The 23414-nt window shown below is 66.2% G+C and carries 25 protein-coding genes; 11 read left to right on the top strand and 14 right to left on the bottom strand.

Annotated features, from left to right (window positions below):
* The first annotated feature begins 1 nt into the window (after position 1).
* The 6 genes from BG61_RS23270 to speB are packed head-to-tail and all read left to right on the top strand — an operon-like array spanning position 2 to position 5133.
* Positions 2 to 655 (top strand): amino acid ABC transporter permease, encoded by a 654-nt coding sequence (locus tag BG61_RS23270; protein WP_035934396.1) that lies wholly within the window; start codon positions 2 to 4, stop codon positions 653 to 655.
* Positions 652 to 1515, top strand: coding sequence for an amino acid ABC transporter ATP-binding protein (locus tag BG61_RS23275; protein WP_051672736.1), 864 nt, complete (start codon positions 652 to 654; stop codon positions 1513 to 1515). The genes BG61_RS23270 and BG61_RS23275 overlap by 4 nt, the downstream gene beginning before the upstream one ends.
* Entirely contained in the window at positions 1512 to 2771 is a 1260-nt protein-coding gene (locus BG61_RS23280) for a M20 family metallo-hydrolase (RefSeq protein WP_035934397.1), read from the top strand. Before BG61_RS23275 ends, BG61_RS23280 begins: the two co-directional genes overlap by 4 nt.
* A gap of 14 nt (positions 2772 to 2785) precedes the next feature.
* Complete coding sequence (locus BG61_RS23285; RefSeq protein WP_035934398.1) at positions 2786 to 3484, top strand: DUF1989 domain-containing protein; 699 nt, start codon at positions 2786 to 2788, stop codon at positions 3482 to 3484.
* Between the two features lie 33 nt (positions 3485 to 3517).
* Positions 3518 to 4174: a helix-turn-helix domain-containing protein gene (locus BG61_RS23290; protein WP_232256267.1), complete on the top strand. Its 657-nt coding sequence runs from the start codon at positions 3518 to 3520 to the stop codon at positions 4172 to 4174.
* An 11-nt stretch (positions 4175 to 4185) separates the two neighbouring features.
* A complete protein-coding gene (speB, locus tag BG61_RS23295) occupies positions 4186 to 5133 on the top strand; it encodes an agmatinase (protein WP_035934400.1) in 948 nt (315 codons plus the stop codon).
* A gap of 46 nt (positions 5134 to 5179) precedes the next feature.
* On the opposite strand, the gene BG61_RS23300 is transcribed toward speB, so the two are convergent.
* The 10 genes from BG61_RS23300 to accB form a co-directional block, all read right to left on the bottom strand.
* Complete coding sequence (locus BG61_RS23300; RefSeq protein WP_035934401.1) at positions 5180 to 6235, bottom strand: PDDEXK nuclease domain-containing protein; 1056 nt, start codon at positions 6233 to 6235, stop codon at positions 5180 to 5182.
* A gap of 247 nt (positions 6236 to 6482) precedes the next feature.
* Positions 6483 to 7814, bottom strand: coding sequence for an MFS transporter (locus BG61_RS23305; RefSeq protein WP_035934403.1), 1332 nt, complete (start codon positions 7812 to 7814; stop codon positions 6483 to 6485).
* A gap of 224 nt (positions 7815 to 8038) precedes the next feature.
* Positions 8039 to 8764 (bottom strand): sulfite exporter TauE/SafE family protein, encoded by a 726-nt coding sequence (locus tag BG61_RS23310; protein WP_035942245.1) that lies wholly within the window; start codon positions 8762 to 8764, stop codon positions 8039 to 8041.
* Between the two features lie 35 nt (positions 8765 to 8799).
* The gene (locus BG61_RS23315) at positions 8800 to 9564 is read right to left on the bottom strand and encodes an SDR family NAD(P)-dependent oxidoreductase (RefSeq protein ID WP_051672737.1); all 765 of its coding nucleotides are present in this window, start codon (positions 9562 to 9564) and stop codon (positions 8800 to 8802) included.
* 80 nt (positions 9565 to 9644) lie between these two features.
* A complete protein-coding gene (locus BG61_RS23320; RefSeq protein ID WP_035934405.1) occupies positions 9645 to 10424 on the bottom strand; it encodes an ABC transporter ATP-binding protein in 780 nt (259 codons plus the stop codon).
* Between the two features lie 41 nt (positions 10425 to 10465).
* Positions 10466 to 11311: an ABC transporter permease gene (locus BG61_RS23325; RefSeq protein ID WP_051672738.1), complete on the bottom strand. Its 846-nt coding sequence runs from the start codon at positions 11309 to 11311 to the stop codon at positions 10466 to 10468.
* A gap of 64 nt (positions 11312 to 11375) precedes the next feature.
* Positions 11376 to 12665 (bottom strand): ABC transporter substrate-binding protein, encoded by a 1290-nt coding sequence (locus tag BG61_RS23330; protein ID WP_035934406.1) that lies wholly within the window; start codon positions 12663 to 12665, stop codon positions 11376 to 11378.
* A gap of 67 nt (positions 12666 to 12732) precedes the next feature.
* On the bottom strand, positions 12733 to 14229 hold the full coding sequence (locus BG61_RS23335; RefSeq protein ID WP_051672739.1) for a pyruvate carboxylase subunit B: 1497 nt from the start codon (positions 14227 to 14229) through the stop codon (positions 12733 to 12735).
* Positions 14226 to 15623 (bottom strand): acetyl-CoA carboxylase biotin carboxylase subunit, encoded by a 1398-nt coding sequence (accC, locus tag BG61_RS23340; protein ID WP_051672740.1) that lies wholly within the window; start codon positions 15621 to 15623, stop codon positions 14226 to 14228. The genes BG61_RS23335 and accC overlap by 4 nt, the downstream gene beginning before the upstream one ends.
* Complete coding sequence (gene accB / locus BG61_RS23345) at positions 15620 to 16201, bottom strand: acetyl-CoA carboxylase biotin carboxyl carrier protein (protein ID WP_052040556.1); 582 nt, start codon at positions 16199 to 16201, stop codon at positions 15620 to 15622. Before accB ends, accC begins: the two co-directional genes overlap by 4 nt.
* 207 nt (positions 16202 to 16408) lie before the next feature.
* Here accB and BG61_RS23350 point away from each other — a divergent pair, with 207 nt between their 5' ends.
* The 3 genes from BG61_RS23350 (at position 16409) to BG61_RS23360 (ending at position 19185) form a co-directional block, all read left to right on the top strand.
* Complete coding sequence (locus BG61_RS23350) at positions 16409 to 17242, top strand: 3-oxoadipate:acetyl-CoA acetyltransferase (RefSeq protein ID WP_035934407.1); 834 nt, start codon at positions 16409 to 16411, stop codon at positions 17240 to 17242.
* Between the two features lie 73 nt (positions 17243 to 17315).
* Positions 17316 to 18158, top strand: a complete 843-nt coding sequence (locus tag BG61_RS23355) for an IclR family transcriptional regulator (protein ID WP_051672742.1) — start codon at positions 17316 to 17318, stop codon at positions 18156 to 18158.
* 262 nt (positions 18159 to 18420) lie between these two features.
* Positions 18421 to 19185, top strand: a complete 765-nt coding sequence (locus BG61_RS23360) for an IclR family transcriptional regulator (protein ID WP_035934408.1) — start codon at positions 18421 to 18423, stop codon at positions 19183 to 19185.
* Positions 19186 to 19225: 40 nt separating this feature from the next.
* Here the strand turns inward: BG61_RS23360 and BG61_RS23365 are convergent, their stop codons facing one another.
* The gene (locus BG61_RS23365) at positions 19226 to 19621 is read right to left on the bottom strand and encodes a hypothetical protein (RefSeq protein WP_035934409.1); all 396 of its coding nucleotides are present in this window, start codon (positions 19619 to 19621) and stop codon (positions 19226 to 19228) included.
* A gap of 233 nt (positions 19622 to 19854) precedes the next feature.
* Here BG61_RS23365 and BG61_RS23370 point away from each other — a divergent pair, with 233 nt between their 5' ends.
* Entirely contained in the window at positions 19855 to 20922 is a 1068-nt protein-coding gene (locus tag BG61_RS23370) for an extracellular catalytic domain type 2 short-chain-length polyhydroxyalkanoate depolymerase (protein ID WP_035934410.1), read from the top strand.
* Between the two features lie 26 nt (positions 20923 to 20948).
* Positions 20949 to 21443, top strand: coding sequence for a hypothetical protein (locus BG61_RS23375; protein WP_051672743.1), 495 nt, complete (start codon positions 20949 to 20951; stop codon positions 21441 to 21443).
* Between the two features lie 255 nt (positions 21444 to 21698).
* On the opposite strand, the gene BG61_RS23380 is transcribed toward BG61_RS23375, so the two are convergent.
* The 3 genes from BG61_RS23380 to BG61_RS23390 all read right to left on the bottom strand — a co-directional run.
* Positions 21699 to 22289 carry a TetR/AcrR family transcriptional regulator gene (locus tag BG61_RS23380; protein WP_035934412.1) on the bottom strand — a complete coding sequence of 197 codons (591 nt, stop codon included), beginning with the start codon at positions 22287 to 22289 and terminating at the stop codon, positions 21699 to 21701.
* 58 nt (positions 22290 to 22347) lie between these two features.
* The gene (locus BG61_RS23385; RefSeq protein WP_035934413.1) at positions 22348 to 22731 is read right to left on the bottom strand and encodes a tautomerase family protein; all 384 of its coding nucleotides are present in this window, start codon (positions 22729 to 22731) and stop codon (positions 22348 to 22350) included.
* A gap of 216 nt (positions 22732 to 22947) precedes the next feature.
* The coding region (locus BG61_RS23390; protein ID WP_035942250.1) for a porin at positions 22948 to 23414 on the bottom strand (467 nt) is incomplete at its 5' end.

Genomic DNA, 23414 nt, shown 5'->3' on the forward strand with positions numbered 1-23414 from the left:
CATGGATGCCTTCACCACGCTCATACCGCGCTTTGCCGCAGCGATGCTCGTCACGCTCGAAGTGAGCCTCCTCGCCGCGTTGCTCGGCATGGCGGGCGGCTTCGTGCTCAACATGCTGCGGCTGCGCTTTCCGGGCGCGCTCGCCTGGCCGTACCGCGCGTACGTGTGGATCGTGCGCGGCATGCCTTATCTGTCCCAGCTCATGATCGTGTACTTCGGCCTCGCTGTGGTCGGCCTGACGATGACAGCGGTGCAGGCGACAATCGTCTCGCTCGCGTTCTATTCGGCCGCCTACTTCGCCGAAATCTTTCGCGCGGGCTGGGCAAGCATTCCGCGCGGCCAGATGGAAGCCGTGCGTGCCTTCGGCATCGGCCGGTGGGCCGCGTTCCGCACGATCGAGCTGCCTCAGGCCGTCGCGTTCGCGCTGCCGCTGCTCGCCAACCAGGTGATTCTCGTGATCAAGGAAAGCGCGGTGGCGTCGATCATCACCGTGCCCGAGCTTACGATGACTGCAAGCGATATCGTCGCCTCGACCTATACATACATCGTGCCGTACGCGATGCTGATCGTGTGCTACTGGCTTCTGACCCAGTCCGTCGCGCTGCTCGCGGAGCGCGCGGCGAAGCTGATCCCCTTTCTGCGGACAACGTCATGAGTGCTCTACCCGTCATCCAGCTTCGCGCCGTGGGCAAGTCGTATGGCGCGGCGCGCGTGCTCAAAGGCATCGACCTCGACGTGATGCGCGGCGAGATCGTCACGCTGATCGGCCCCTCCGGCTCGGGCAAGACGACAGCGCTGCGCTGCATGAACTTCCTCGAACCATACGACGAAGGGGAAGTCTGGATCAAGGGTCAGCTGCTCGGCTACCGGTCGGCGGGCCGCACGCCGCGCGACCGCGACAGCGAAGCCTCTATCGCCGAAGTGCGCCGCCCGGTCGCGATGGTCTTCCAGCAGTTCAACCTGTGGCCGCACATGACCGTGCTCGCGAACGTGGCCGCGCCGCTCGTGCTGTCGAAGAAGATCGGCAAGAACGAAGCGCGGCGGCTGGCGCTCGCGGCGCTCGGGCGCGTCGGCCTCGCGCAGAAGGCGGATGCCTATCCGTCCCGGCTGAGCGGCGGCCAGCAGCAGCGCGTGGGCATTGCACGCGCGCTCGCCATCGAACCGGAAGTGATGCTGCTCGATGAACCCACTTCCGCGCTCGATCCCGAACTGGTCGAGGAGGTGCTGAGCGTGATCCGCTCGCTTGCGCAGGAGGGCATGACGATGGTGATGGTCACGCACGAAATGAGCTTCGCCGCGAAGATCTCCGACAAGGTGGTGTTCATGGAAGCGGGTCAGATCGTCGAAGCGGGCCCGCCCGCGCAACTCTTCGGCAACACGCGCACGACACGGCTCCAGCAGTTCCTCAAACCGTGGTTCGACCGGAGTCTCCCGCTTTCCAGCGGCACTTCCGCCGACACCGCGCTTCAGACGAGCGCGCCCGTTTCCGGCGCCACGACAGGAAAGGCAGCATGACACCGCATCGCACGGACGAGGCCGCGCGCCTCGCCTCGGGACACGTCAGCCCGGCTCGCCTGCTCGCATCCATCGAGGCGCTCGCCGCATTCGGCACGCGCCCGGACCACGGCGTGGACCGCCCCGCGCTCTCCGCAACCGATTTCAAGGCGCGCCGCCATCTGATCGAGCGCGCCTATGCGCTGGGATGCACGGTGACAACCGACGCCTGCGCCAACCTCTTCATGCGCCGCGCGGGGACCGAAGACCTCGCGCCGGTCATGACCGGCAGCCACATCGACACGCAACCGACTGGCGGCAGGCTCGACGGCTGCTATGGCGTGCTTGCGGGCATCGAATGCATCGCGGCCCTGAACGACGCCGGCGTGAGCACGCGCCGGCCGCTCGAAGTCGTCGCGTGGACCAACGAAGAAGGCACGCGCTTTCAGCCGGGCGCGATGGGATCGAGCGCGTTCGTCGACCCGGCGCTGCTCGAACGCTACGGCCGCGCCGCCGACACATCCGGCACCACGCTCGCCGATGCGCTCGACGCGCACCGCCGCACCTTTCCCGGGCTCGCCATGCGTGCCGAGCAGGATCGCGCCCATGCGTTCATCGAACTGCATATCGAACAGGGCCCCCAGCTCGAACTGGCGAACGTTCCGCTCGGCGTCGTGAGCGGCATACAGGGCGTGCGCTGGTATGCGCTCACGTGCAAGGGCGTCGCCGCCCACGCGGGCACGACGCCGATGCACGCGCGCCATGACGCCATGACGCTCGCAATCGCGCTCGGCACCGAAATCGAAACCTTCGCGACGGCGCTCGGACGCGAGCACACGCGCGTGACCTTCGGGCGCTGGTCGGTGACGCCGAATTCGATCAATACGATTGCGTCGGAAGTCACCTTCACCGTGGACTTCCGCCACCCCGACGCCGACGTGCTCGCCGCATTCGATCATCGGCTCGCGCAATGCGCAGCGCGCCATCGCGTTGCGACCGAATCGCTGTTTTCACACGAGCCGGTGCGCTTCGACGACGCGCTGATCGCACACCTCGGCGATGCGTGCGCCGCACAGGGCGGGCGCATGCTCACGCTGACGTCCGGCGCCTTTCACGACGCGATTTATCTCGCGAAACATTGTCCGACCGCCATGCTGTTCGTGCCGAGCCGCGGCGGCATCAGCCACAACCCGAACGAAGCCACGGACGACGATCACCTCGTGCTGGGCACGCGCGCCCTCGCGCACGCGCTCGCCGCCCTCTGCAACGAATCCTGATACTGGAGCCACGAATGAGCACATCGCACACAGAAGACCTTCATGCGCACGACAACGGCACCGAACTCGGCCTGAACGCCACGCTGCAGGAGCCGATCTCCGCTGACGGAATGCCCGAGCCCGGCAAGACCTATACCGTGCCGGCGCGCTGCGGCCGCGCGGTGCGCGTGAAGGCGGGGCAGACCATCCGCATCGCCAACCCGCACGGCACGCAGGTCTGCGACATGTGGATCTTCAACGCCGGGCATCTGAACGAATTCCTGTCGTTCGAACATACCCGGGCCTATCTGGACAAGGTCATCCCGCAACCGGGCGATCCGCTCGTCACGAACCACCGGCGGCCGATCGCGGAACTCGTCACCGATACTTCCCCCGGCGTGCACGACACGCTGATCGCGGCCTGCGACCTGTATCGCTACAGGAATCTCGGTGTCGAGGGGTACCACGACAATTGCTCGGACAATTTGCGCCTCGCGCTGAAGGCGATCGGCCTGCGCGCGCGCGAGGTGCCGCAGCCGTTCAACCTGTGGATGAACATTCCGATCAAGCCGGACTATTCGATCGACTGGCTGCCGCCCGTGTCCAGGGCGGGCGACTATGTGGACATCAAGGCCGTGATGGATTGCGTCGTCGTGATGTCCGCCTGCCCTCAGGATATTATTCCGATCAACGCTTTGAACCCGCTCGAAGTCGAATTCACGGTGCTCGGGTAGGCCGCTTACTTCCACATTCAGGTATCGCTCACGGTGGCATCCACAAAACCTTCATCGAGGCGCGCGCCCGCGGCGGCCAGCGGCACGGCAACCGGCCGCCGCGCCGCCCCGCAGGCATCGGCGTCCGCGCCGGGCGATTCGCTCGGCGTGCGCCTGAAGCACGCACGCATGGTGCGGCAACTCACGCTCAAGGCGCTCGCCGAGCAGGCAGGCTGCTCGGAAAGCCTGCTGTCGAAAGTGGAAGGCGGCCACGCGACGCCCTCGCTTGCCACGCTGCACCGCATCGCGATAGCGCTCGCCACGAATATCGCCACGCTCGTCTCCGGGCCGGATGTGAACATGTCGCCGGTGCAGCGTGCGAACGAGCGTCCGACCGTCAGCTTTCCGAGCGCCCGCAACCGTGGCGCGATCACGCTCGAACGGGTCGTCGTGCCCGGCGCCGGCCAGCTCCTGCAGGGCGACATTCACGTGATCGAACCGCGCGCGAACAGCGACGAGCAGATCAGCCACGCCGGCGAGGAGCTGGGCTACGTGATCGAAGGAGAGCTGGAACTCACGCTCGACGACACGCTGTATCTGCTGCAGCCCGGCGATTCGTTCTATTTCCCGAGCACCGTGCCGCACAGCTATCGCAATCCGGGCAAGCTGGTCACGCGCGTGCTGTGGATCAACACCCCTCCTACCTTCTAGGAAACCTCATCGTGTCCGGCACCGATCTCACCCAGATGCAGTTGCCGCGCTTCAGCGGCATCCCCACCTTCATGCGCGTGCCGGCATGCACGGACCTCGCCCAGCTCGACATCGCGCTGGCCGGCGTGCCGTTCGACGGCGGCGTCACGGCGCGGCCGGGCGCGCGCTATGGTCCGCGCGAAATCCGCAACATGTCGACGATGACCCGCACGACGCACCATGTGACGCGCTTCAATCCGTTCGCGGCGTGCCGTGTCGGCGATATCGGCGACGTGCCGTTTACCGATCTCTATCATCTCGAGCGCGCGCACGAAGACATCCGGCGCTTTTTCGAGCCGGTTTTCGCCGCGGGCAAGATCGCGCTGAGCGCGGGCGGCGACCATTCGATCACGTATCCGATCTTCCAGGCGATGGCGCCGAACGAGCCCATCGCGCTCGTGCACATCGACGCCCACACGGATACGTGGGACAGCTTCAAGGGTTCCAAATTCACGCACGGCGCGCCGTTTCGCCGCGCGGTGGAAGCCGGCCTGCTGGACCCGAAGCGCACGATTCAGATCGGCATCCGCGGCGCTCAGAATTCGGACGAAGGCTGGCGCTATTCGATCGAGAACGGCATGCGGGTGGTGTTCATCGAAGAGTTCGAGGCGCGCGGGCCCGCGGCCATCGCCGAGGAAGCGCGACGCGTCGTGGGCGATGCGCCGGTGTATCTCTCGCTCGACGTCGACGGACTCGACCCGGTCTTCACGCCCGGCACCGGCACGCCGGAGATCGGCGGCCTGACGACACGCGAGACGCTTGCGCTCCTGCGCGGGCTCGACGGATTGCGCTGGGTGGGCGGGGACGTCGTCGAGGTTTCGCCGCCGTACGACCCCAGCGGCAACACTGCGCTGGTGGCGGCCACCTTGATGTACGAGATGCTATGTCTCTTCGCGGCGAGCCGGTTCCGGAGCGCGTGAGGCAGCGGCGGGAAGGCGATCGCTGCGCCGGTCGCCTTCCTGCGGCTTATGACGATTCGCCGCCGTCCGCCTCGTCGCGTTTTTTCGCGAGGCGCATGCGGGCGGACGCTATCGACTGGTGCAGCTTGGCTTTGAGCGCCTCGCGCGAAGGAAGCACGGTCAGGTATTCGGCGACATGGATGCCGCTGCGGTCCACTTCCAGCAACTCGATCTGTTCCTGCTTCTTGCCCGCGCACAGAATGATGCCGAGCGGCGGCGCTTCATCCGGTTCCTGCTCGTACCTGGCGAGCCAGCGCAGGTACAGCTCCATCTGGCTCTTGTACTCGGCCTTGAATGCGCCGAGTTTCAGTTCCACCGCGACGAGCCGCTTCAGCTTGCGGTTGTAGAAAAGCAGGTCGAGGTAGAAATCGTCGTCGTCGATCTGCAGCCGCTTCTGCCGCGCGACGAACGTGAAGCCGGCGCCCAGTTCGAGCAGGAACTGCTCCATCTCGCGCAGGATCGCGTCCTCCAGATCCTTCTCGAGGTAGTGGTCGCTCATGCCGAGAAAGTCGAGGATGTACGGGTCCTTCAGCAGCAGTTCCGGCGACAGCGTCGACTTGGCCCGCACCTGCTGCAGGTCGTGGCGAATCGTTTCGTCCGGCTTGCGCGAAATGGCGCTGCGCTCGAAAAGCATCGATCCGATCCGCTCCTGAAGCTGCCGGGAGGACCATCGCTCCACGCGGCAGAGCTCGAGATAGAAATCCCGTTTCAGGGGATCGTCGATATAGATCAGCGTCTTGATGTGCGTCCAGCTCAATTCTCTCCGCACCGCGGAGAGAATTGCCTCGTCGCCGAAAGTCTCCGCAGCGCGGAGACAATGCCGCAATTGCTGCTCGCTCCATCCGCGCCCGTATTCGGCGGTGAGCGACCGGGCAAGCGACGCGACGACCTGCTGGCCGTAATCGGCCCGCGCCCCGCGCAGCACTTCGTCGCGCAGCAGCTTGCCGATGCGCCAGTACAGCAGCGTGAGTTCAGCATTGACGGCGAGCGCGGCCCGCTCGCGGGCTGCGTTGATGAGGTCCCGTACCTCGTTCAGAAGGGGAACAGGCGTCAATGCGTTCATGGGCAGTCGGGCAACGTTCGAAGGGCGCGGCGCGCGCCGGCCACGGGTGGGTGCTCATCCGTGCGGTAAAAGCGAAACGTATTCTACCGCTGAGATGGCGGCAAACCCGTCGTGCTGCCTCCGCGACGCGATGCGCGCGGGCAGCATCGGCGTTGCCCGTGATGAACGGCGCCGGCGCGCGGCGCATCCGGTGGACGCGTATGCCCGATTGCGGCCGGCGCGAAGACCCCTGCCCGCGGCCCGCGCGCTATTTCGCCGATCCGGACTTCGCGCCCGCCACGCCGGCGGCCATGCCGAACTCGTTCGGCGAGCGTCCGACCCGTGCGACGCACACCGCCGACACCAGCGCCGCGAACACCACATACGCGCACACGAGCCACGGCTGCCCGCCGTTCACCCGCAGCAGGATGGTCGCGATGATCGGCGTCAGCCCGCTCGCGAAGATGCCGGAAAACTGGTACACGAACGAGATGCCCGTATAGCGGACGTGAGGCTCGAAGAGTTCGGCAAAGAGCGCCGCCTCGGGCCCGTAGATGATCGCGTAGAACACCCCGAACGGAATCACGATCGAGATCCAGACGGCGAGCACGTGCACCGGCTGGCTCGACATCAGCCAGAACGCGGGAAACACCGAGCAGCCACAGATCACCGCGCCCCAGAAGAACGTCCGAGCGCGTCCGAGGCGGTCCGACAGCTTGCCGAAGAAGGGTATGAAGAAGCACATCACGAGCGCGGCGGCCATCACGCCGATGAGCGCGTCGGTGCGCGTGAGGGAGAGCTGCTGCGTGAGATAGCCGATCGCAAACACCGCGAACAGGTTGAAGAACACGCCCTCGATATAGCGGATGCCGAGCCCCAGCAGCACTTGCCGTCCGAAGTCCGACATCAGCGTGGCGAACGGCAGCTTCACGGCCTCGCCCCGGTCCTTGACCGCCTGGAACTCGGGCGTTTCCATCAGCTTCAGGCGAATCCACAGCCCGATCGCGATCAGGATCACCGAGGCGCCGAAAGCGACCCGCCAGCCCCACGCCAGGAACTGCGCCTCGGTGAGCACCTGCGAAAGCAGCGCGACGAGGCCCGACGCGCCGCACAGGCCAATCGACACGCCCATCTGCGGCAAGCTCGCGTAGAAGCCGCGCTTCTCGGGCGGGGCGTATTCGAACGCCATCAGCACCGAGCCGCCCCACTCGCCGCCCAGCCCGATTCCCTGGAGAATGCGCAGCACGAGCAGCAGGATCGGCGCCCAGATGCCGATCTGCGCGTAGGTCGGCACGAGCCCGATGGCGGCGGTCGCCACGCCCATGATGACGAGCGTCACGACGAGCATGCTCTTGCGCCCGACGCGGTCGCCGAAATGCCCGAACACGATGCCGCCGAGCGGCCGCGCGACGAAGCCGACCAGGAAGGTCGTGTAGGCGAGCAGCGTCGAGACGAGCGGATCGCTCGTCGGAAAATACAGCTTGTTGAGCACGATCCCCGCGATGACGCCGTAGAGAAAGAAGTCGTACCATTCGACCGTCGTGCCGATGACGCTGGCGAGCGCCACGCGCGATAACGTCTTGCCATGATCGGTTTGCATCGTGCCTCCTGAATGCCCCGGTGCCGGCCTTTGGTGTGCCCTGCGGCCGGCGTTGCCTCGCATCTCGGCGATATTGCGGCGGTATTGCGGCGGTATCGCGCCCGGCGTGCCTGCCGCCGTCCTGTCCGACACCCGCCGCGCCTCCATCTCCGTGGAATCGTTCCTATCAAATGGCGCCATCGAACCGGCCGATCGCGCCGCCTGCCGGTACCTGCCCTGCGTGACTACGCGAGCAGCGTGACCGCCGCAATGGCGACCATGAACCCGAGCGTCGCGCGCCGGAAACGCCGCTCGTCCACCAGCGCGAAGAGCCGCATGCCCGCCGACAGGCCGAGCACGTAGCCCGGCGCGAGCAGCCACAGCGGCATCGGCCCGTCCACGCGCAATACGCCGCGCACCCACAGCAGCGCGAGCGCCGCGACCGAAATCGCCATGACGGTGATCATCAGGTTGGCCCGCGTGATCGCGCTCGGCGACGATCCCGACAGCAGATACAAAATCACCGGCGGCCCGCCGATGCCGGTGCCGCCGAGCAGCACGCCGCTCAGCAGCCCGAGCGCGACCGACATCGGCAGCCGCGGCGGCCCCTCGTAGCGCACGCCCGACGGGAGCGCGAGCGCGAACAGCAGCACGATGAACCCGATCGCGCGCCGCACGAGCGACGGGTCCGCGTTGAAGAGGGCGTAGGCGCCGAACGGCAGCGCGGCGAACGCGGCCACGCAGATCGGCGTGACCACGCGCCATTGCGCGCGGCCGATGAAATGGCGCAGCACCGGCACGACCGCAAACGCTTCGAGCAGCAGCACCGGCGCGACGACGTACTTCGGGCTCGCGATCATCGACAGCAGCGGCATCATCACGAGCGAGCCGCCGAAGCCGCTCATGCCGCGCACGAGCCCGCCCGCCGTAGCGGCGGTGAAGGCTGCAACGGCCACGCCCACGCTCAGCACGACGGTCTCCGGGACGGTTGCGCGCGGCTCATGGCTCAGCTCTTGAGAAAGCCGCCGTCGACCGCGAGGGTCTCGCCGGTGATGAACGAAGCCGCATCCGAGGCGAGGAAGACCGCCGCGCGCGCCACGTCGTCCACCGTCGCGAGGCGCCGCAGCGGAAAGCGCGTGAGCACGCGCTCCCTGACCTCGGGCGTGAGCGCCTCGCGCACCATCTCCGTTTCCACGAGCGCCGGAGCGATCGCGTTCACGCGCACGCCGAACGGCCCCAGTTCGCGCGCGAGCCCCTGCGTGATCGCGACCACGGCAGCCTTGCTCGCGCCGTACCAGACGTTGCCGACCGAACCGCCGCCGCGCATCGCCGACACCGACGCCACGCTGACGATCGTGCCGCGCCCCTGCCGCTTCATGCAGGGAGCCACGGCCTGCACGCAGTGAAAGACGCCCGTCACGTTCACGGCCATCAGCGCGTCGAAGGCGGCGGGTGTCGTCTCCTCGAACGGACCTTGCGCGAGAATGCCCGCGCTGTTGAAGAGCGCGTCGATCGCGCCGTGCTCGCGCACGATCCGCTCGACAGCCTGCCGGACCGCCGCGCCGTCGCGCACGTCGAGACCCAGGCCCACGCCGCCCGCGCGCCCGCCAAGGGCGGCGGCCGCGCGCATCGCCGCGTCGCCGTCGAGATCCGCGAGCCACACCGTCGCGCCGTGTCCCGCGCAGTACTCGGCCACGCGCAGGCCGATGCCGCGCGCTGCGCCCGTCACGAGCACGACGCGCCCGTCGAGGCGCGTATCCATCGTCTCCATCGAACCCTCCTTTTCACGTCAGGCGTTTCGCCAACAGCGCAGTGTGACGCGATCGTCCGCCGCGCAGTGTTGGCGATCCGTCACGACGGGCTCGCTTCGTCGTGTATCAGGTCGCGCAGGCGCCGCTTGAGGCGCAGGTAGCCTTCGTCGGCCTCGTCGCGCGGGCGCGGCAGCGTCACTTCGATGTCCGCCTTGATGCGTCCCGGCCGCCGCGTGAGCACGATGATGCGGTCCGACAGCAGGATCGCCTCGTCGATGCTGTGCGTGACGAGAATCATCGTCTTGCGCGCCTGCGCTGCGCTCTGCGCGATCAGGCGCCCGAGTTCCTGCTGCATTGCGGCACGGTTCTGCGCGTCGAGCGCGGCGAACGGCTCGTCCATCAGCAGCACGTCGGGGTCGACCGCGAGCGCGCGGGCAATCGACACGCGCTGACGCATGCCGCCCGAAAGCTCATGCGGATAACGGGTCGCGAAGCTCGCGAGGCCGACGAGCTGCAACTGCTCGCCGACGATGCGCTCCCGCTCGCGCGCCGGCACCTTCTTCATCCGCAGCCCGAACGCGACGTTCTCGCTCACGGTCATCCACGGAAAGAGCGCGTAGTCCTGAAACACGACCGTACGCCGCCAGGTGGGGCGCGCCACGCTCACGCCGTCGACCAGCAGTTCTCCCGCACTCGGCTCCTCGAAGCCCGCGAGCAGGTTCAGCATGGTGGTCTTGCCGCAGCCGCTGTGACCGAGGATCGAGCAGAACTCGCGGTCGCCGACCATGAAGCTCGCGTTGTCGAGCGCAAGCACGTCGCCGCCGTGGCGGTGCCCCGACGCATAGACCTTGCTCACCCCTTTCACGCAGACAGTTCCCATTGGCGTCGCTCCTGGTGGTGCCGGCGGCTCGCCGGCCAATACTAATGGCCGAGCGCGCGCGACCACGGCAGGAGGCGCCGCATCAGCAGGCGCAGCACCCGGTCCATGGCGAGCCCGACGAGCCCGATCGTCGCCATGCCGACGATGATCGAATCGGTGCGCAGCACGCTGCGCGCGTCGTTGATCATGAAACCGAGGCCGGAGATCGCGCCCACCAGCTCGGCCGCCACGAGCGCCATCCAGCCGACGCCGAGCCCGATGCGCACGCCGGTAAGGATTTGCGGCAGCGCGGCACGGAACACGACGCGCGCGAGTATCGACGCTTCGCCCGCGCCGAGGCAGCGCGCCGCGCGGATCAGGTTCGGCTCGATGCCCTTCACGCCCGTGATCGTGTTGAGCAGGATCGGGAAAAAGATGCCGAGAAAGATGATGAACTCGTTCTGCGTATTGCCGATGCCGAACCACAGGATGGACAGTGGAATCCAGGCGAGCGGCGGCACGGGGCGCAGAATCTCGACGATCGGATCGACCTGCTCCTCCACGAGCGGCCACCAGCTCATCGCGATGCCAAGCGGGATCGCCGCGCACGCCCACACGAACGCGACCATTTCGCGGCGCACGCTGTCGACAAGGTTGCGCAGCAGCTCGCCCGAGACGATCAGCTCCCACGCCGCCGCCAGCACCGCGCTCGGCGCGGGCAGCAGGTTTCGCGCGGTGTCGTCGAGAAGGGCGACGCTCGCGTACTGCCACGCCGCGATGAGCACGAAGAGGAGCGTCAGGCCGCGCAGCCTGCGCAGCATCCGGGCGCGCCAGTTCGGGCGGCGGGCTGAGCGGGAAACGGCGGACGCCTTCGTTGCGTCCGCAGGTTCGACGGTCGTCACGTCCACGGTGTCTCCTTTCACGCGAGGTGGCTCGAAGGTCTTCGCCATGCCCGGCCGGCGGCGCTGCCGGTCAGGGCGTCCAGGTCTTCCTGTCGTAGGTCCAGGGCCTCACGAGATCGCCCTTCTCCGGGAACGCCTGGGGCGCCTTCAGGCTCTGGACTTCGAGATAGGCCGGATACGGAATCTTCGCCGGATCGCCCTTCCAGCCCGCCGGCACGAACGGCGGCTCCTTCGGCACGGCCCAGCCGAGCTTGTCGAAGGTCCTGTCCATGAAGCGCGCATCGACGGCGGCGGCGAAATCGTCGGCGGTGAGCGGCCTCACGATGCGCCCGTGCTCATGCAGCCAGCGAAACACCACCGAGTTCACCTGCCCCCAGAAGCGGGCATTCGGATAGACGTAGTTCGGCTTGTACATGTTGTTGTAGCTCTTCACCTGATCGAGCAGGATCGGCTTCGAGTAGCTCTTCAACTGGGGCACGGCGGCCATCAGGTCGGCCGTCTTCTCGGGATAGAGCCGGATCCAGAGCGTCGCCTCGACGAACGCATCGGTGAGCGCCTGCACGACATCGGGCACGTTCTGCACGAGTTCGTCGCGCACGTAGAACTGCCCTTCGTACATGTTGTACGGAAAGATCGAGTCGGCGACGCGCCCGTTCTTGCGCTGCTGCGTGATCATCGCGACGGTCGGGTCCCACGAGACGACACCCGCGAGCCCGTCCGGCATCGCCATCTGGTCGCCGGGCGTCATGTTCTTGAGGATCACGTCCTTGCCGATCTGCACGCCGTTGACCATGGCCGCCATCTGCACGTAGAACTCGGCCGACGAACCCGTCACGAGTCCGATCGCCGCCGGCGGATTGCTGCCCTTCAGGTCCTTGAACGACTTGATGCGCGAGTCGTGCGGCACGACGAGCGCGTGCAGCAGGTTCGGGCTTTCGATCGCGATCGCCTTGACCGGCACCTTCTTGTCCAGAAGCGACGAGAACGGGAAGTTGCCGCCGCTGCCCACCTGAAAGCGCCCGGAAACGAGCACCTCGTTGATTTCCGGACCCGACGCGAACGCCTGCACTCTGGTTTCGAGACCGCGGTCCCTGAAGAATCCCTGCTTGTCCATCACGACGTTGACCGCGTTCTGTCCCGACCACGGCGCCTGATACGCGATCGCGAGCGGCCACCAGCCCTTGTCCTTCAGCCACTCGATGGACTTTTGCGAGACCTGCTCGCGCGGCAGCGGCCAGCCCCAGTCGGTGAACTGCTGCGCCGCCTGCGCCACCGCGCCGGTGCACAGCCACGCGAGACACAACACGAGACGCGCGATGCGGCGCCACGCCCCTGAGCTTCCGACTATCGACCGTTTCATGGATGTCTCCGATGTGTTGTATCGTCCGCCTCTCGTGCGGATCGTGGCCCAAGTGCGAGAGAGGCGCCTAGCCGGACAGCGTCACGTCCGTGCCGCCGAAGCGCACGCGCGCATGTTTCAGGTCGCGATGCGAGCCGAGGTAGCGAATCAGCTCGTGCAGCGGCGACGTTCTGAACGAACACGCGGGCGCATGCTTTTGCAGCGGCGCGAGCAGTTCGGGCGAATAGAACGCGGCGAGCAGCAGGTCCTCGTCGCGCGCCGATGCGCCGAGCTGCGCGCGCAGCCGCGGCAGCGCGGGCGGCAGATGCGCGGCGGGCGCTTCGTCCACGCGCTCGTCGTCGCGGATGCGCGCCCGCTCAAGAAACACGTCGGCCGGCTGCGCCGCGAGGCGGCCGTAATAGCCCATCGCGTACTTGCGCACTTCGTCGGGAATGGTCCGGTAACGCTCGCCCTGCACCACGTTGAGCACGGCCTGCGTGATGATGTACTGCGCAAACGGACTGACGAGGATCGGGTAGCCGAGGTCGCGCCGCACCTGCGCCGCCTCCTCCAGAATCTCGGGAAGCCGGTGCGACATGTTCATCGTCTGCAATTGCGACTTCAGGTTCGAGATCATGCCGCCCGGCACCTGATGCTCGTACAGCGCGGGGTCATAGGCGGCCACCTTGCCGCGCGGCTTGTCGTCGCGCTCGCACACCCAGTCGAAATAGCCGGAGACTTCAGCGAGCGCCTCGCGGTCGATGCCCGACGCGAGACCCATGCGGCGCGCGCGCGCATCGATGTCATCGGCCGCGGGCAAGGACGCCCCGTTCGCGAGCGGCGTGACCGCGGTATGGCCGAGGCGAAAGCCCGCCGCCATCGCGGCTTCGTAGACTTCGGGCGCGAGGCCCGACTGCCCGTGCGAATGCAGTTGCAGCGGAATGCCGCCGGCGGCGGCCACGAGCGCGGGAAAAAGCGTGCGGCCGCGCTCGGGTGTGAGAAGGCCGGTCGGGTCCTTGACCGAGATGAAGTCCGCCTTCAGCGCAACCAGTTCGGCTGCGCGTTCGACGTAGTAAGCATCGGTATGCACGGGGCTCAGCGTGTAGGTCAGCATCGCGTTGACCTTCATGCCCGCCTCGTGCGCCGAGCGCACCGACGAAACGATGTTGCGGTTGTCGTTGAGCGCGTCGTACACGGTCAGCACGGTCAGGCCGAGCGCCGCCAGCACCTGCGAGTTGAGCGCCACGATATCGTCCGGGAAGAGTTCGAACGTATAGAGGCTTTGCCCGCGCGTGAGTCCGTCGCAGGGCGTGGCGAGCCGCTCGCACAGCAGGCCCACGCGCTGCCACGGACTCTCGTGCAGGTAGCGCACGCAGACGTCGAATACCGCGCCGCCGAGAATGTTGACGTACGCGTAGCCCACCCGGTCGATCGCGCCGAGAATGGGCGCCATGGTTTCCGTCGTCATGCGCGTGGACCAGAGGCACTGGTGAGCGTCGCGCAGCGTGACATCGACGAGGCCGAAGGTGCCGGCCTGCGCCGTCGCCGGTGCAGGCGCGCAAGGAATGGTGGACAGGTCGGTCATCTCGTCTCCAGCAGTCGTTCCTCGACGAAGCGCGTGTGGATCTCGCCGCGAACGAAGTGCGGGTCGTCCAGCAGCGAAAGGTGGAACGGGATCGTCGTCGTGACGCCTTCCACACGCATTTCACCGAGCGCGCGCCGCATGCGCGCGATGGCTTCGTCGCGCGAGCGGCCCCACACGATCAGCTTCGCGAGCAGCGAATCGTAATAAGGCGGGATGCGGTAGCCGCTGAACAGATGCGAATCGACGCGCACGCCCGGCCCGCCCGGCGCATGAAAGCCGTGCACGGTGCCCGGGCACGGCGCGAAGTTCCGGGCGGGATCTTCGGCGTTGATGCGGCATTCGATCGCATGGCCGCGCACTTCGATGTCGCGCTGCGCGATGCCGAGCGCCTCGCCCTGCGCGACGCGGATCTGCTCCTTCACGATGTCGATGCCGGTCACGCATTCGGTCACCGGATGCTCGACCTGCACGCGCGTGTTCATCTCCATGAAATAGAAGCGCTGCGTTTCGGGGTCGAGAATGCATTCGATCGTGCCCGCGCTGCGGTAGCCCACATGCCTGCACAGCCGCACCGCCGCCGCGCCGATCTCGGCGCGCAGCGCTTCGCCAAGCGCGGGCGACGGGCTTTCCTCCAGCAGCTTCTGGTTGCGCCGCTGCGCCGAGCAGTCGCGCTCGCCGAGGTGCAGGACCGTCTCGCCGTCGGAGAGAATCTGGATCTCGATGTGCCGCACGCGGCTCAGGAACTTCTCCACGTAAATCGATCCGTCGCCGAATGCCGCTTTCGCTTCGCGGGCGGCGTCGCCGAACTGGAGGTCGAGTTCGGCCGGTTCGCGCACGACGCGCATGCCGCGCCCGCCGCCGCCTGCCGCCGCCTTCAGCAGCACCGGGTAACCCAGCTCGACGGCGATCGCACGCGCCTCGGCGGCGCTCGCCACGGTGCCTCGCGAACCGGGCGTGGTGGGCACGCCGGCTTCGTCGGCCATGCGGCGGGCCATCGCCTTGTCGCCCATCAGTGAAATCACGCGTGCCGAGGGGCCGATGAAGGTCACGCCTTCCTGCTCGCACAGCGCCGCGAAACCGGCGTTTTCGGAAAGAAAGCCGTAGCCGGGATGAATCGCGTCGGCGCCGTGCACGAGCGCCGCCGAGACGATGAAGCGCGCGTTCAGATAGCTCTCGCCGGAGCGCGCAGGGCCGATGCACACCGCGCGGTCGGCGAGGCGCACGGGCAGCGAGTCGCGGTCGGCGTCGGAGTAGACCTGCACGGTTTCGATGCCCAGGTCGCGGCACGCCCGGATGATGCGCACGGCGATCTCGCCACGATTGGCGACGAGCACGCGCTTGAAGCGCTTCGCATCGACGGCCGCATCCGCGGCGGACCCGGCGCGTGAGTTCATGCCTGCCCCGCGCGCGGCGCGATGACGATGATCGGCTGGCCGAACTCCACCGGCGCGCCGTCCTCCACCAGGATGTGCGTGACGACGCCGGCCGCGCCCGCCGCGATCGAGTTCATCAGCTTCATCACCTCGATGATGCAGACGGTCGTGTCGGCCTCGACCATCGCGCCGGCTTCGACGAACGGCGCCGCATCCGGCTCCGACGCGCGGTAGAAGGTGCCGACCATCGGGGATTTCACGACACGGGCGTCGGGGGGCCAGCCTGCGGGGGAGTCGTCGTCCGGCGTTTTCCCGAGGGTTTCGCCGGGCTGCGGAAGCGCACCCGCGAGTGCGGATACCGGTGCGGGTGCGGGTTGGCGAGCGCTTTCGGCAGGAGCCGGCGCGGCGGCGCCATTCAGGCCATGCGCACCGTTCGCGCCGTTCATGCCGCCGGGCGGGTGATCGCCCTGCGCATGGCGCCGCAGATCGAGTTCGACATCGCCCATGCGCAGATGGAACTCGCTGAAGCCCGCCGACGACTTGATCAGTTCGACAAGCTGGACCAGGTCCTGAAACGTCAGGTTTCTTTCGCTATTCACGTCCGAACACCTCGCTCTTGAGCCGATGCCGCGCGATGAATACGACAAATTTCGATGAATGAAATGCGCCGTTTCGTTGAGAGAGATGATTGCACAAGAGCTTTGACGGTGCAATAATGAAATGGCGCATTTCTTTCAGTGAAATCCACTACTCGGCGTCCGGCGGCGAGTTCGCAGGCGCGGGGTCGAAAACACGAGGGCATCCGCATGACGTCTCCGGTCATCGTCACCGTGGCAATCACGGGCGCCGTGCCGCGCAAGCGTGACAATCCCGCTGTTCCGGTCACGCCGGCCGAGCAGATCGAGTCGACCCACGAGGCGTTCGAAGCCGGCGCATCGATCGCGCATATCCACGTGCGCGATGCGCGCGAAGAGCCCAGCTCGGATCCCGAACTGTTCGCCCGGGTGCAGGAAGGCATCCGCAGACATTGCCCGGGCATGATCGTGCAGTTCTCCACCGGCGGACGCGGACGCGAGCAGTCGGCGCGCGGGGCCATGCTGCCGCTGCGGCCGGACATGGCCTCGCTTGCGACGGGCTCGGTCAATTTTCCGAAGGGCATCTACGAGAACCCGCCGGATTTCGTCGAGGGACTTGCCCGCACGATGCTCGAATACGCCATCAAGCCGGAGATCGAAGTATTCGATCTCGCCATGCTCTACAACGCCGCGAACCTCGTGAAGGCGGGATTGCTCGATGCGAACGCGCACGTGCAGTTCGTCATGGGTGTGCCCAACGCGATGCCCGCGCGCCGCACGGTATTCGATTTCCTGCGCGCGGAACTTGCAGCGGTCATGCCGCAGGCGACCTGGGTCGCGGCCGGACTCGGGCGCCATCAGTGGGAGGTGAACCAGTGGTGCCTCGAGGCGGGCGGGCACTGCCGGACCGGCCTCGAGGACAACACGCGCTTCGACGCGACGCGGCTCGCCGCGAGCAATGCCGAACTGGTCGCGAAGGTGGCCGGCGCCTGCGCTCGCTATGGGCGCGTGGTCGCCTCGCCGGCCGAGGCGCGTGCCATCCTCAAGCTGCGGCCCGCGCTGTGAGACGGCGCGCAGCGGCCGTGCCAGAGGCGGCCCTCACGTACAATGACCGTTTAGAGTCCTGCTGCGATTCGCGATGCTGAACCCCGACCCACAGAAGCCGGAATCGACGGCACTCAGAGCTTTTTCCGTGCTCGAATACGTCGCGCGCGCAAACACGCCCGTCTCTCTCGACGACGCGACGCAAGCGTGCAAGCTGCCTAAGCCCACGGTGTTCCGGATCCTCACGATGCTGCTGGAAGCAGGTCTCGTCTATCGCGAGCCGCTTGGCAAGCGCTACAGCGTCGGCGCCCGCTCGGCCGCGCTCGCACTCGATATCCTGCGTCATTCCACGTTGCGTTCGCAGTCGCATGCCGTGCTCGAGGACCTCGTCGACGAGATCCGTGAAACCTGCAATCTCACCATTCTCGACGGCAATCAGGTGCTCTATCTCGACCGCGTCGAAACGCCGTTGCCGCTGCGCCTGCATCTCGAGCCGGGCATGCGCGTGCCGCTGCATTGCACCGCGAGCGGCAAGCTGTTTCTGATGGACATGTCGCAAAAGCAGATCGAGCGGCTGATCGGCAAGCCGCCGTACAAGCGCTTCACGTCACGCACGATCACCGAATGGGAGCCGCTGCGCGACGAACTCGCGCGCGCGCGCGAAACGGGCGTCGGCCTGCACGACAGCGAACTCTTCGACGATTCGGTGGCGATCGCCGTGCCGCTGAACGACGGCGCGGGCCGCGTGTATGCGGCGCTGGCGGTGCACGGCCCTTCTTCACGGCTCGACATCGAAGCGTGCACGGCGTTTCTGCCCGCGTTGCGGGCGGCGGCCAGCGCGATCGCCAGCGCGATGCTGCCGGGCAAGGCGGACACGCAGCCCGACGCTTCCGCGCAACGCGAGGAGTATGAGGAGCAGGGCCGCGCCGGTCGCTGACTCGTTCGCGGTGGTGTCGACGAGTCGTGCAGGCGGCCCGGTTCGGAAATTCATGCAGGTCGCTGCGACAGGAGCGATGGCGGTGAGAACAATCCGGACCGTCGCGCGGCATGTGAAGTCCCGTGTTTCCAGCGATCCGTGATGGCCGGCTCGCTTGCGCGGGAGACCGCGGATTTTCGGGGACTTTCAGCGGTCCCCGAAAAACCGTGGACATCGACGCTCTGAATTGCGCCAAAGAGCACAACGATATTCAGGAGGCGGAATGTCGGTTTCCAACCAATCGAATGCGGCGGCGGTGCGCGCTTTTCGAGTGCTCGAAGTCCTGGGGGAGGCGGACCGTCCGCTTTCGCTGAACGATATCGTGAACGCGCTGGGCCTGCCCAAGCAGACCGTGCATCGCATTCTCGCGCAACTGATGGACGCATGGCTCGTCGTGCGCGGCGCGGGCGACCGCCTCTACGAATGCTCGCCGCGCGTGCGCACGCTGGCGGTCAACGTGATGATGCGCGCGGGGCCCGCAGCGGCCCGTCATGCGCAACTGGAACGGCTCGTCGAGAAGGTGGGCGAGACGTGCAATCTCGCGATGCTCTCCGGCAACGATATCGTGTACGTCGATCGCGTCGAAACCCAGTGGCCGCTGCGCATGCGCCTTCAGCCGGGCTCGCACGTGCCGCTGCATTGCTCGGCGAGCGGCAAGCTGCTGCTGAGCTTCCTGCCCAGGGAGCGCCGCGAGCGCCTGATCGACACGCTGCCGCTGCGCGCCTATTCGGAACGCACGATCACCGACCGGGACGCATTGCGAAGGGAACTGGCGGCCACGCGCCGGCGCCTCCTGGCAACCAACGATCAGGAGCATCTGCAAGGGCTGATTGCCATTGCGGTGCCGGTGATGCTCGAACGCAACCGCGCGTGCGCCGCGATCGCGGTGCAGGCGCCTGTCGGACGCGCCACGCTCGACGATCTGCTCGCCTTCGAGCCCGATCTGCGCCATGCCGCCGAGCAAACCGCGAGGACGTTCCGCAACTGAGCCGCGGCGAGGCGTATCGTCCGGACGGGGCTGCATGCAATCAGGATGAAAAGAGCGTGCACAGCGCAGCGAGATCGCGCCGGACCCAGGCGATGTCGGCCTCGAATTTTTCCGCCGACATGCCCGGCTGCCGGAACAGCGTGAGCGCCACCTCGGCTCCCGCACCATTCTGAAACACGCGCAGCGGCACATGGATTTCCTCGCCGCTGTCGAGTTGAACGGTGTGGTCCATCACGCCGAATGCGTTATGGCCGGTGAAGCGGATGCTTACCGTTGCGTCCGGTCCGTGACCCTTCCAGTGATCGCCGCAATCTTCGAGCGCCGACGTCGCGAGGCCGGACGCCCAGCGCGGGAACACCTCCGGACGCCATATCGCGTCGTAGACGTCGCGCCAGTCGCGGTTGATGGAAACACTGATCGTCTTCGCTTCGAGCATCGATTCTCTCCGTGGTTTTTGCCGCCGGCCTTACTCATATTCGTCGTGAACAGTCAATTGCGTAGCGCACAAAAAAGTCCTTGCTGCACTGCGCAACGTCGCCTATACCAATAGTGCCGTTTCGAGGAATCGCGGACCAGGCGATCCACAAAAAATACTTGCAAGCGTCATAAATCTGGCGGATCGCATCATGCACCATGATGCGACTTCGACCATCGCACGGGGAAACTACGATGGGAAATGACTACGCTTCGAAAATCGAGCAGCTTGGGGCCTACGACATCAAGAAAGGCGAGAGTTCGATATCCGGACTATCGTCCGGCGCGTTCATGACGGTGCAGTTGCATCTCGCGCATTCATCCAGATTTGCAGGCGTCGGCGTCATTGCGGGCGGACCGTTTCGCTGCGCCGAATCGTTTCGCGGCGCAGCCCCGCTGGCCGAAGACGCCTACGTTCAAAGCGCCGAATACGTCTGCATGAGCCCGCTCACGTCGCAGACGGCGCCAAACGCCATGCGTCTCGCACAACTCGCGCATGACACTGCGGAGGCAGGCGAGATCGACGCGATCTCGAACCTCGCCGGCGACAAGATCTACCTCTTCACCGGCACGCGCGACACGGTCGTGTATTCGGACGTCGTGAGGTGCACGCGCCGGTTCTACGAGCTGCTCGGCGTAGCGCCCGCGGACATCGCCTTCGACGACACCGTCCCCGCCGGGCATTCCATCGTGACCGACAACCCCGAAGACTCCCTGCTGGACACCAACCAGCCGCCCTATATCAACAGAAGCACGTTCATGCAGTCGCACCGGATACTGAATCACATCTACGACGACCTGCAGCCGCCCTCGGAGCGGCTGAGCGGCCGGCTGCTTCGCTTCGACCAGACCGAGTTCTTCGGCAACGAGGCGCGGGCGAGCATGAGCGATTTCGGATACGCATACGTGCCGCACGCAGTCGAAAAGGGCGCGCCTGCGCGCGTGCACATCGTCCTGCACGGCTGCAAGCAGGGGTACGGTTACGTGAACTACGTCTTCGGGCGCGCGGACGTCACGAATCAGGCGCCCTACGGCAACCGGTACATCACGACGACCGGCTACAACGAGATCGCGGACAGCAACAACATCATCGTCCTCTACCCGCAGGCGACGGGCTCCGACGGTGGTGGGCTGCAAAACCCGGACGGCTGCTGGGACTGGTGGGGCTATACGAGCCCTGACCCGGAGCAGCCGGACTACTACTCACGCGATGCGATTCAGATCAGGGCGCTGCACGGCATGCTGAGCCGGCTTGGCGGATAAACCAACTCGAACGAGACGACACTGCCATGAATGAAATGACCACCATGCCCGCGGCACTGATGCCCGCGAGTTCCGCCGTGCAACGGACCGTACCTGCCGCAGAGGCCGGCACGGCGCAGCGCACGCTCAAGATGCCGGTGCTCCTCGGAGGCTGGGCGGCGCGTGCGACCGGCAACGGCATCGACACCGCCAAGCTGTTCGCCCTCGGCATGAACCTGCAGTACTGGGGCGAGCTTCTCCAGATGCAGCAGGCCATACTGGAGCGCCTGGTTCAGCAGCAGCAGGCCGGATTGCAGGGATGGGCGGCCTGGAACCGCGAACGCGCCGAGATCAAGGCGGCGAATACGCTGACCAAGGTCGTCGAGCAGGAGTTCAATCTGGTGGCCCAGATCGGACAGCTGTGTGTCGACCAGGCCACGAATCTCATCGCGCTTCAGGAGAATGTCGAGGTCGCGTATGCGTTCTGGTTGAATGAAAAGCTGGGACCGCTGTCGTCGTCGGCCGGGGCGAACCGAACGTAGCGGAGGCAAGTATCCAGGTCCTCTGGCTCGGAAGCGGAGCCGGGCCCGTCGGGGTTTCCTGTTCCCGCCGGGTTCGTGTCCGTCTCCGATGCCGTCCGGATCATCGCTTCGTGCCAGCTCGCTTTTTTTGCCGCGTCCCCGTCAGTTTGCTACCGACAAAGGCAACCGCGGTTCTAAGTCGCAGCGCGGAATCGACCGTTAGTTGCACGCAGGCATTCGCAGCACACCTTCGAATGAAGCGAACCGCTTCGACCGCTATTCGGGATGGGAATGCAGATAGGCGCGCGCCGATGCGAGTATCTCGTCGGAGAGCGGATCGTCGCGCACGGCCCGGGCGAGCGTGACCGCGCCTATCAGCATCGACAGATGCGCGAGCGCGCGCTGCCTGATCTTTTTGGTCTGACGCGCCCGCGAAAACGACATGAGCACGTCCGCGAGCCCCTTGATGCCACGGGTGTAGACGCTCCGCACGGGCTTGACCGCGTCCTCTCTGCCCACGTCCGCCGCAAGCGAGTTGGCAGGACAGCCAAAACCGGGCTCGTCGCGCATCTGCGCGCTCAGATAGTGCTTCGCCAGCGCATCGAGAAGCGCCTGCTCGGTCGCGCCCTCCTTCACGAACGACTTCCACCGTCCAATCGATTCTTCGAACGCCTTCGCGCACGCAATCGCGACGAGTTCGTCCTTCGATTCGAAATGGCCGTAGAAGCCGCCATGCGTAAGCCCCGCGGACGCCATGATGTCAGCCACGGAAACGCCGTTGAATCCGTGCTCCTTGAAGAGCCGCACGGACGCGGCCTCGATGAGCACGCGGTTCTTGTCGGTTTGTTCGCGGGATACGCGCGGCATGGTGGTGCTCCAGCAGGTGATCTGGGTGAGGCGTCTGGCGCGAGATTCCGTACGCGGCTTATTTCGCGTACTGGGCTTCGCCGTTGCCGAACGACCAGTTCTCCTTCACCACTTCCACGAGACTGATGAACACGTCCTCGCGTCGCAATCCGACACGGGCGTGCAGTCCGTCGGCGAGCGCCTTGTAGAACGCGCGCTTCGTATCGACATCACGTCCCGCATTCAGCGTGAGCTGAACGAATACGCACTGCGGCGAGCGCTCGATCCCGAGGTAGCCCGGATCCGCGATGAAGTCGCCCGCCTGATGTTCGGTCACGACCATGAAGCGATCGTTGGCCGGCACGTTCATCGCCGATGTCATCGCCTTATAGACTTCATCGGCAACCGCGCTGCGGTATTCGGCGGTTTGGCCTGCGGCAAGATCGATACGTACGAGCGGCATGGTGTTCTCCTTTCAGAAACGAGCGACGACAACAGACATTGCTGTCAGCGTGCCAGCCGACAGGCGGGAAAAATTTGATGATAGATGACTGACAAACTTTATTCAATAGATTATGTATGTCATTTTTTAGCGGGTAAAGGCGCCGTCGATCCGATGTCGTCGTTGAAGGATCACACGATTCGACTAACCGCATGGTCCTTCGCAGAGGCCCTACGCTCAGAAGCGGTGACGCACGCCGATGGCCGCTGCCACCTGATTGCCCGTCGAGGACGGCGACAGCGAGTTGATCGCCGCGACATTCGCACCGAGCGAGCCGAGTTCGCCTGAAGCGTGCTGATACGCGCCCTCGACGTACACGTCTGTACGCTGGCTCAGCGCGTAGTCGGCCTGCAGCGTCGCGGTGTGCCACTTCGGATCACCGGTGCCGTTGGTGCCCGACACCTTGCCATCGGTGAACGTGTACGCGGCGGCGAGGCTCAGCGCCGGCGTCAGCGCATAGCGACCGTTGATTTCGTAGTTGTCCATGTGCAGGTTGGTGCCGCCCAGACCCGCGAGCACCGTGCCGCCTACGTTGATGCCCTGCAGGCCGTCGAGCTGCGTATGCGTGTAGAGCAGGCCGACCGTCGCCGGGCCATACGTGTAGTTCGCGCCTACGCCGTACGTGCGCTGCAGCGTCGAGGCGA

The organism is Caballeronia glathei (genome assembly GCF_000698595.1).
Classification (GTDB): Bacteria; Pseudomonadota; Gammaproteobacteria; order Burkholderiales; family Burkholderiaceae; genus Caballeronia; species Caballeronia glathei.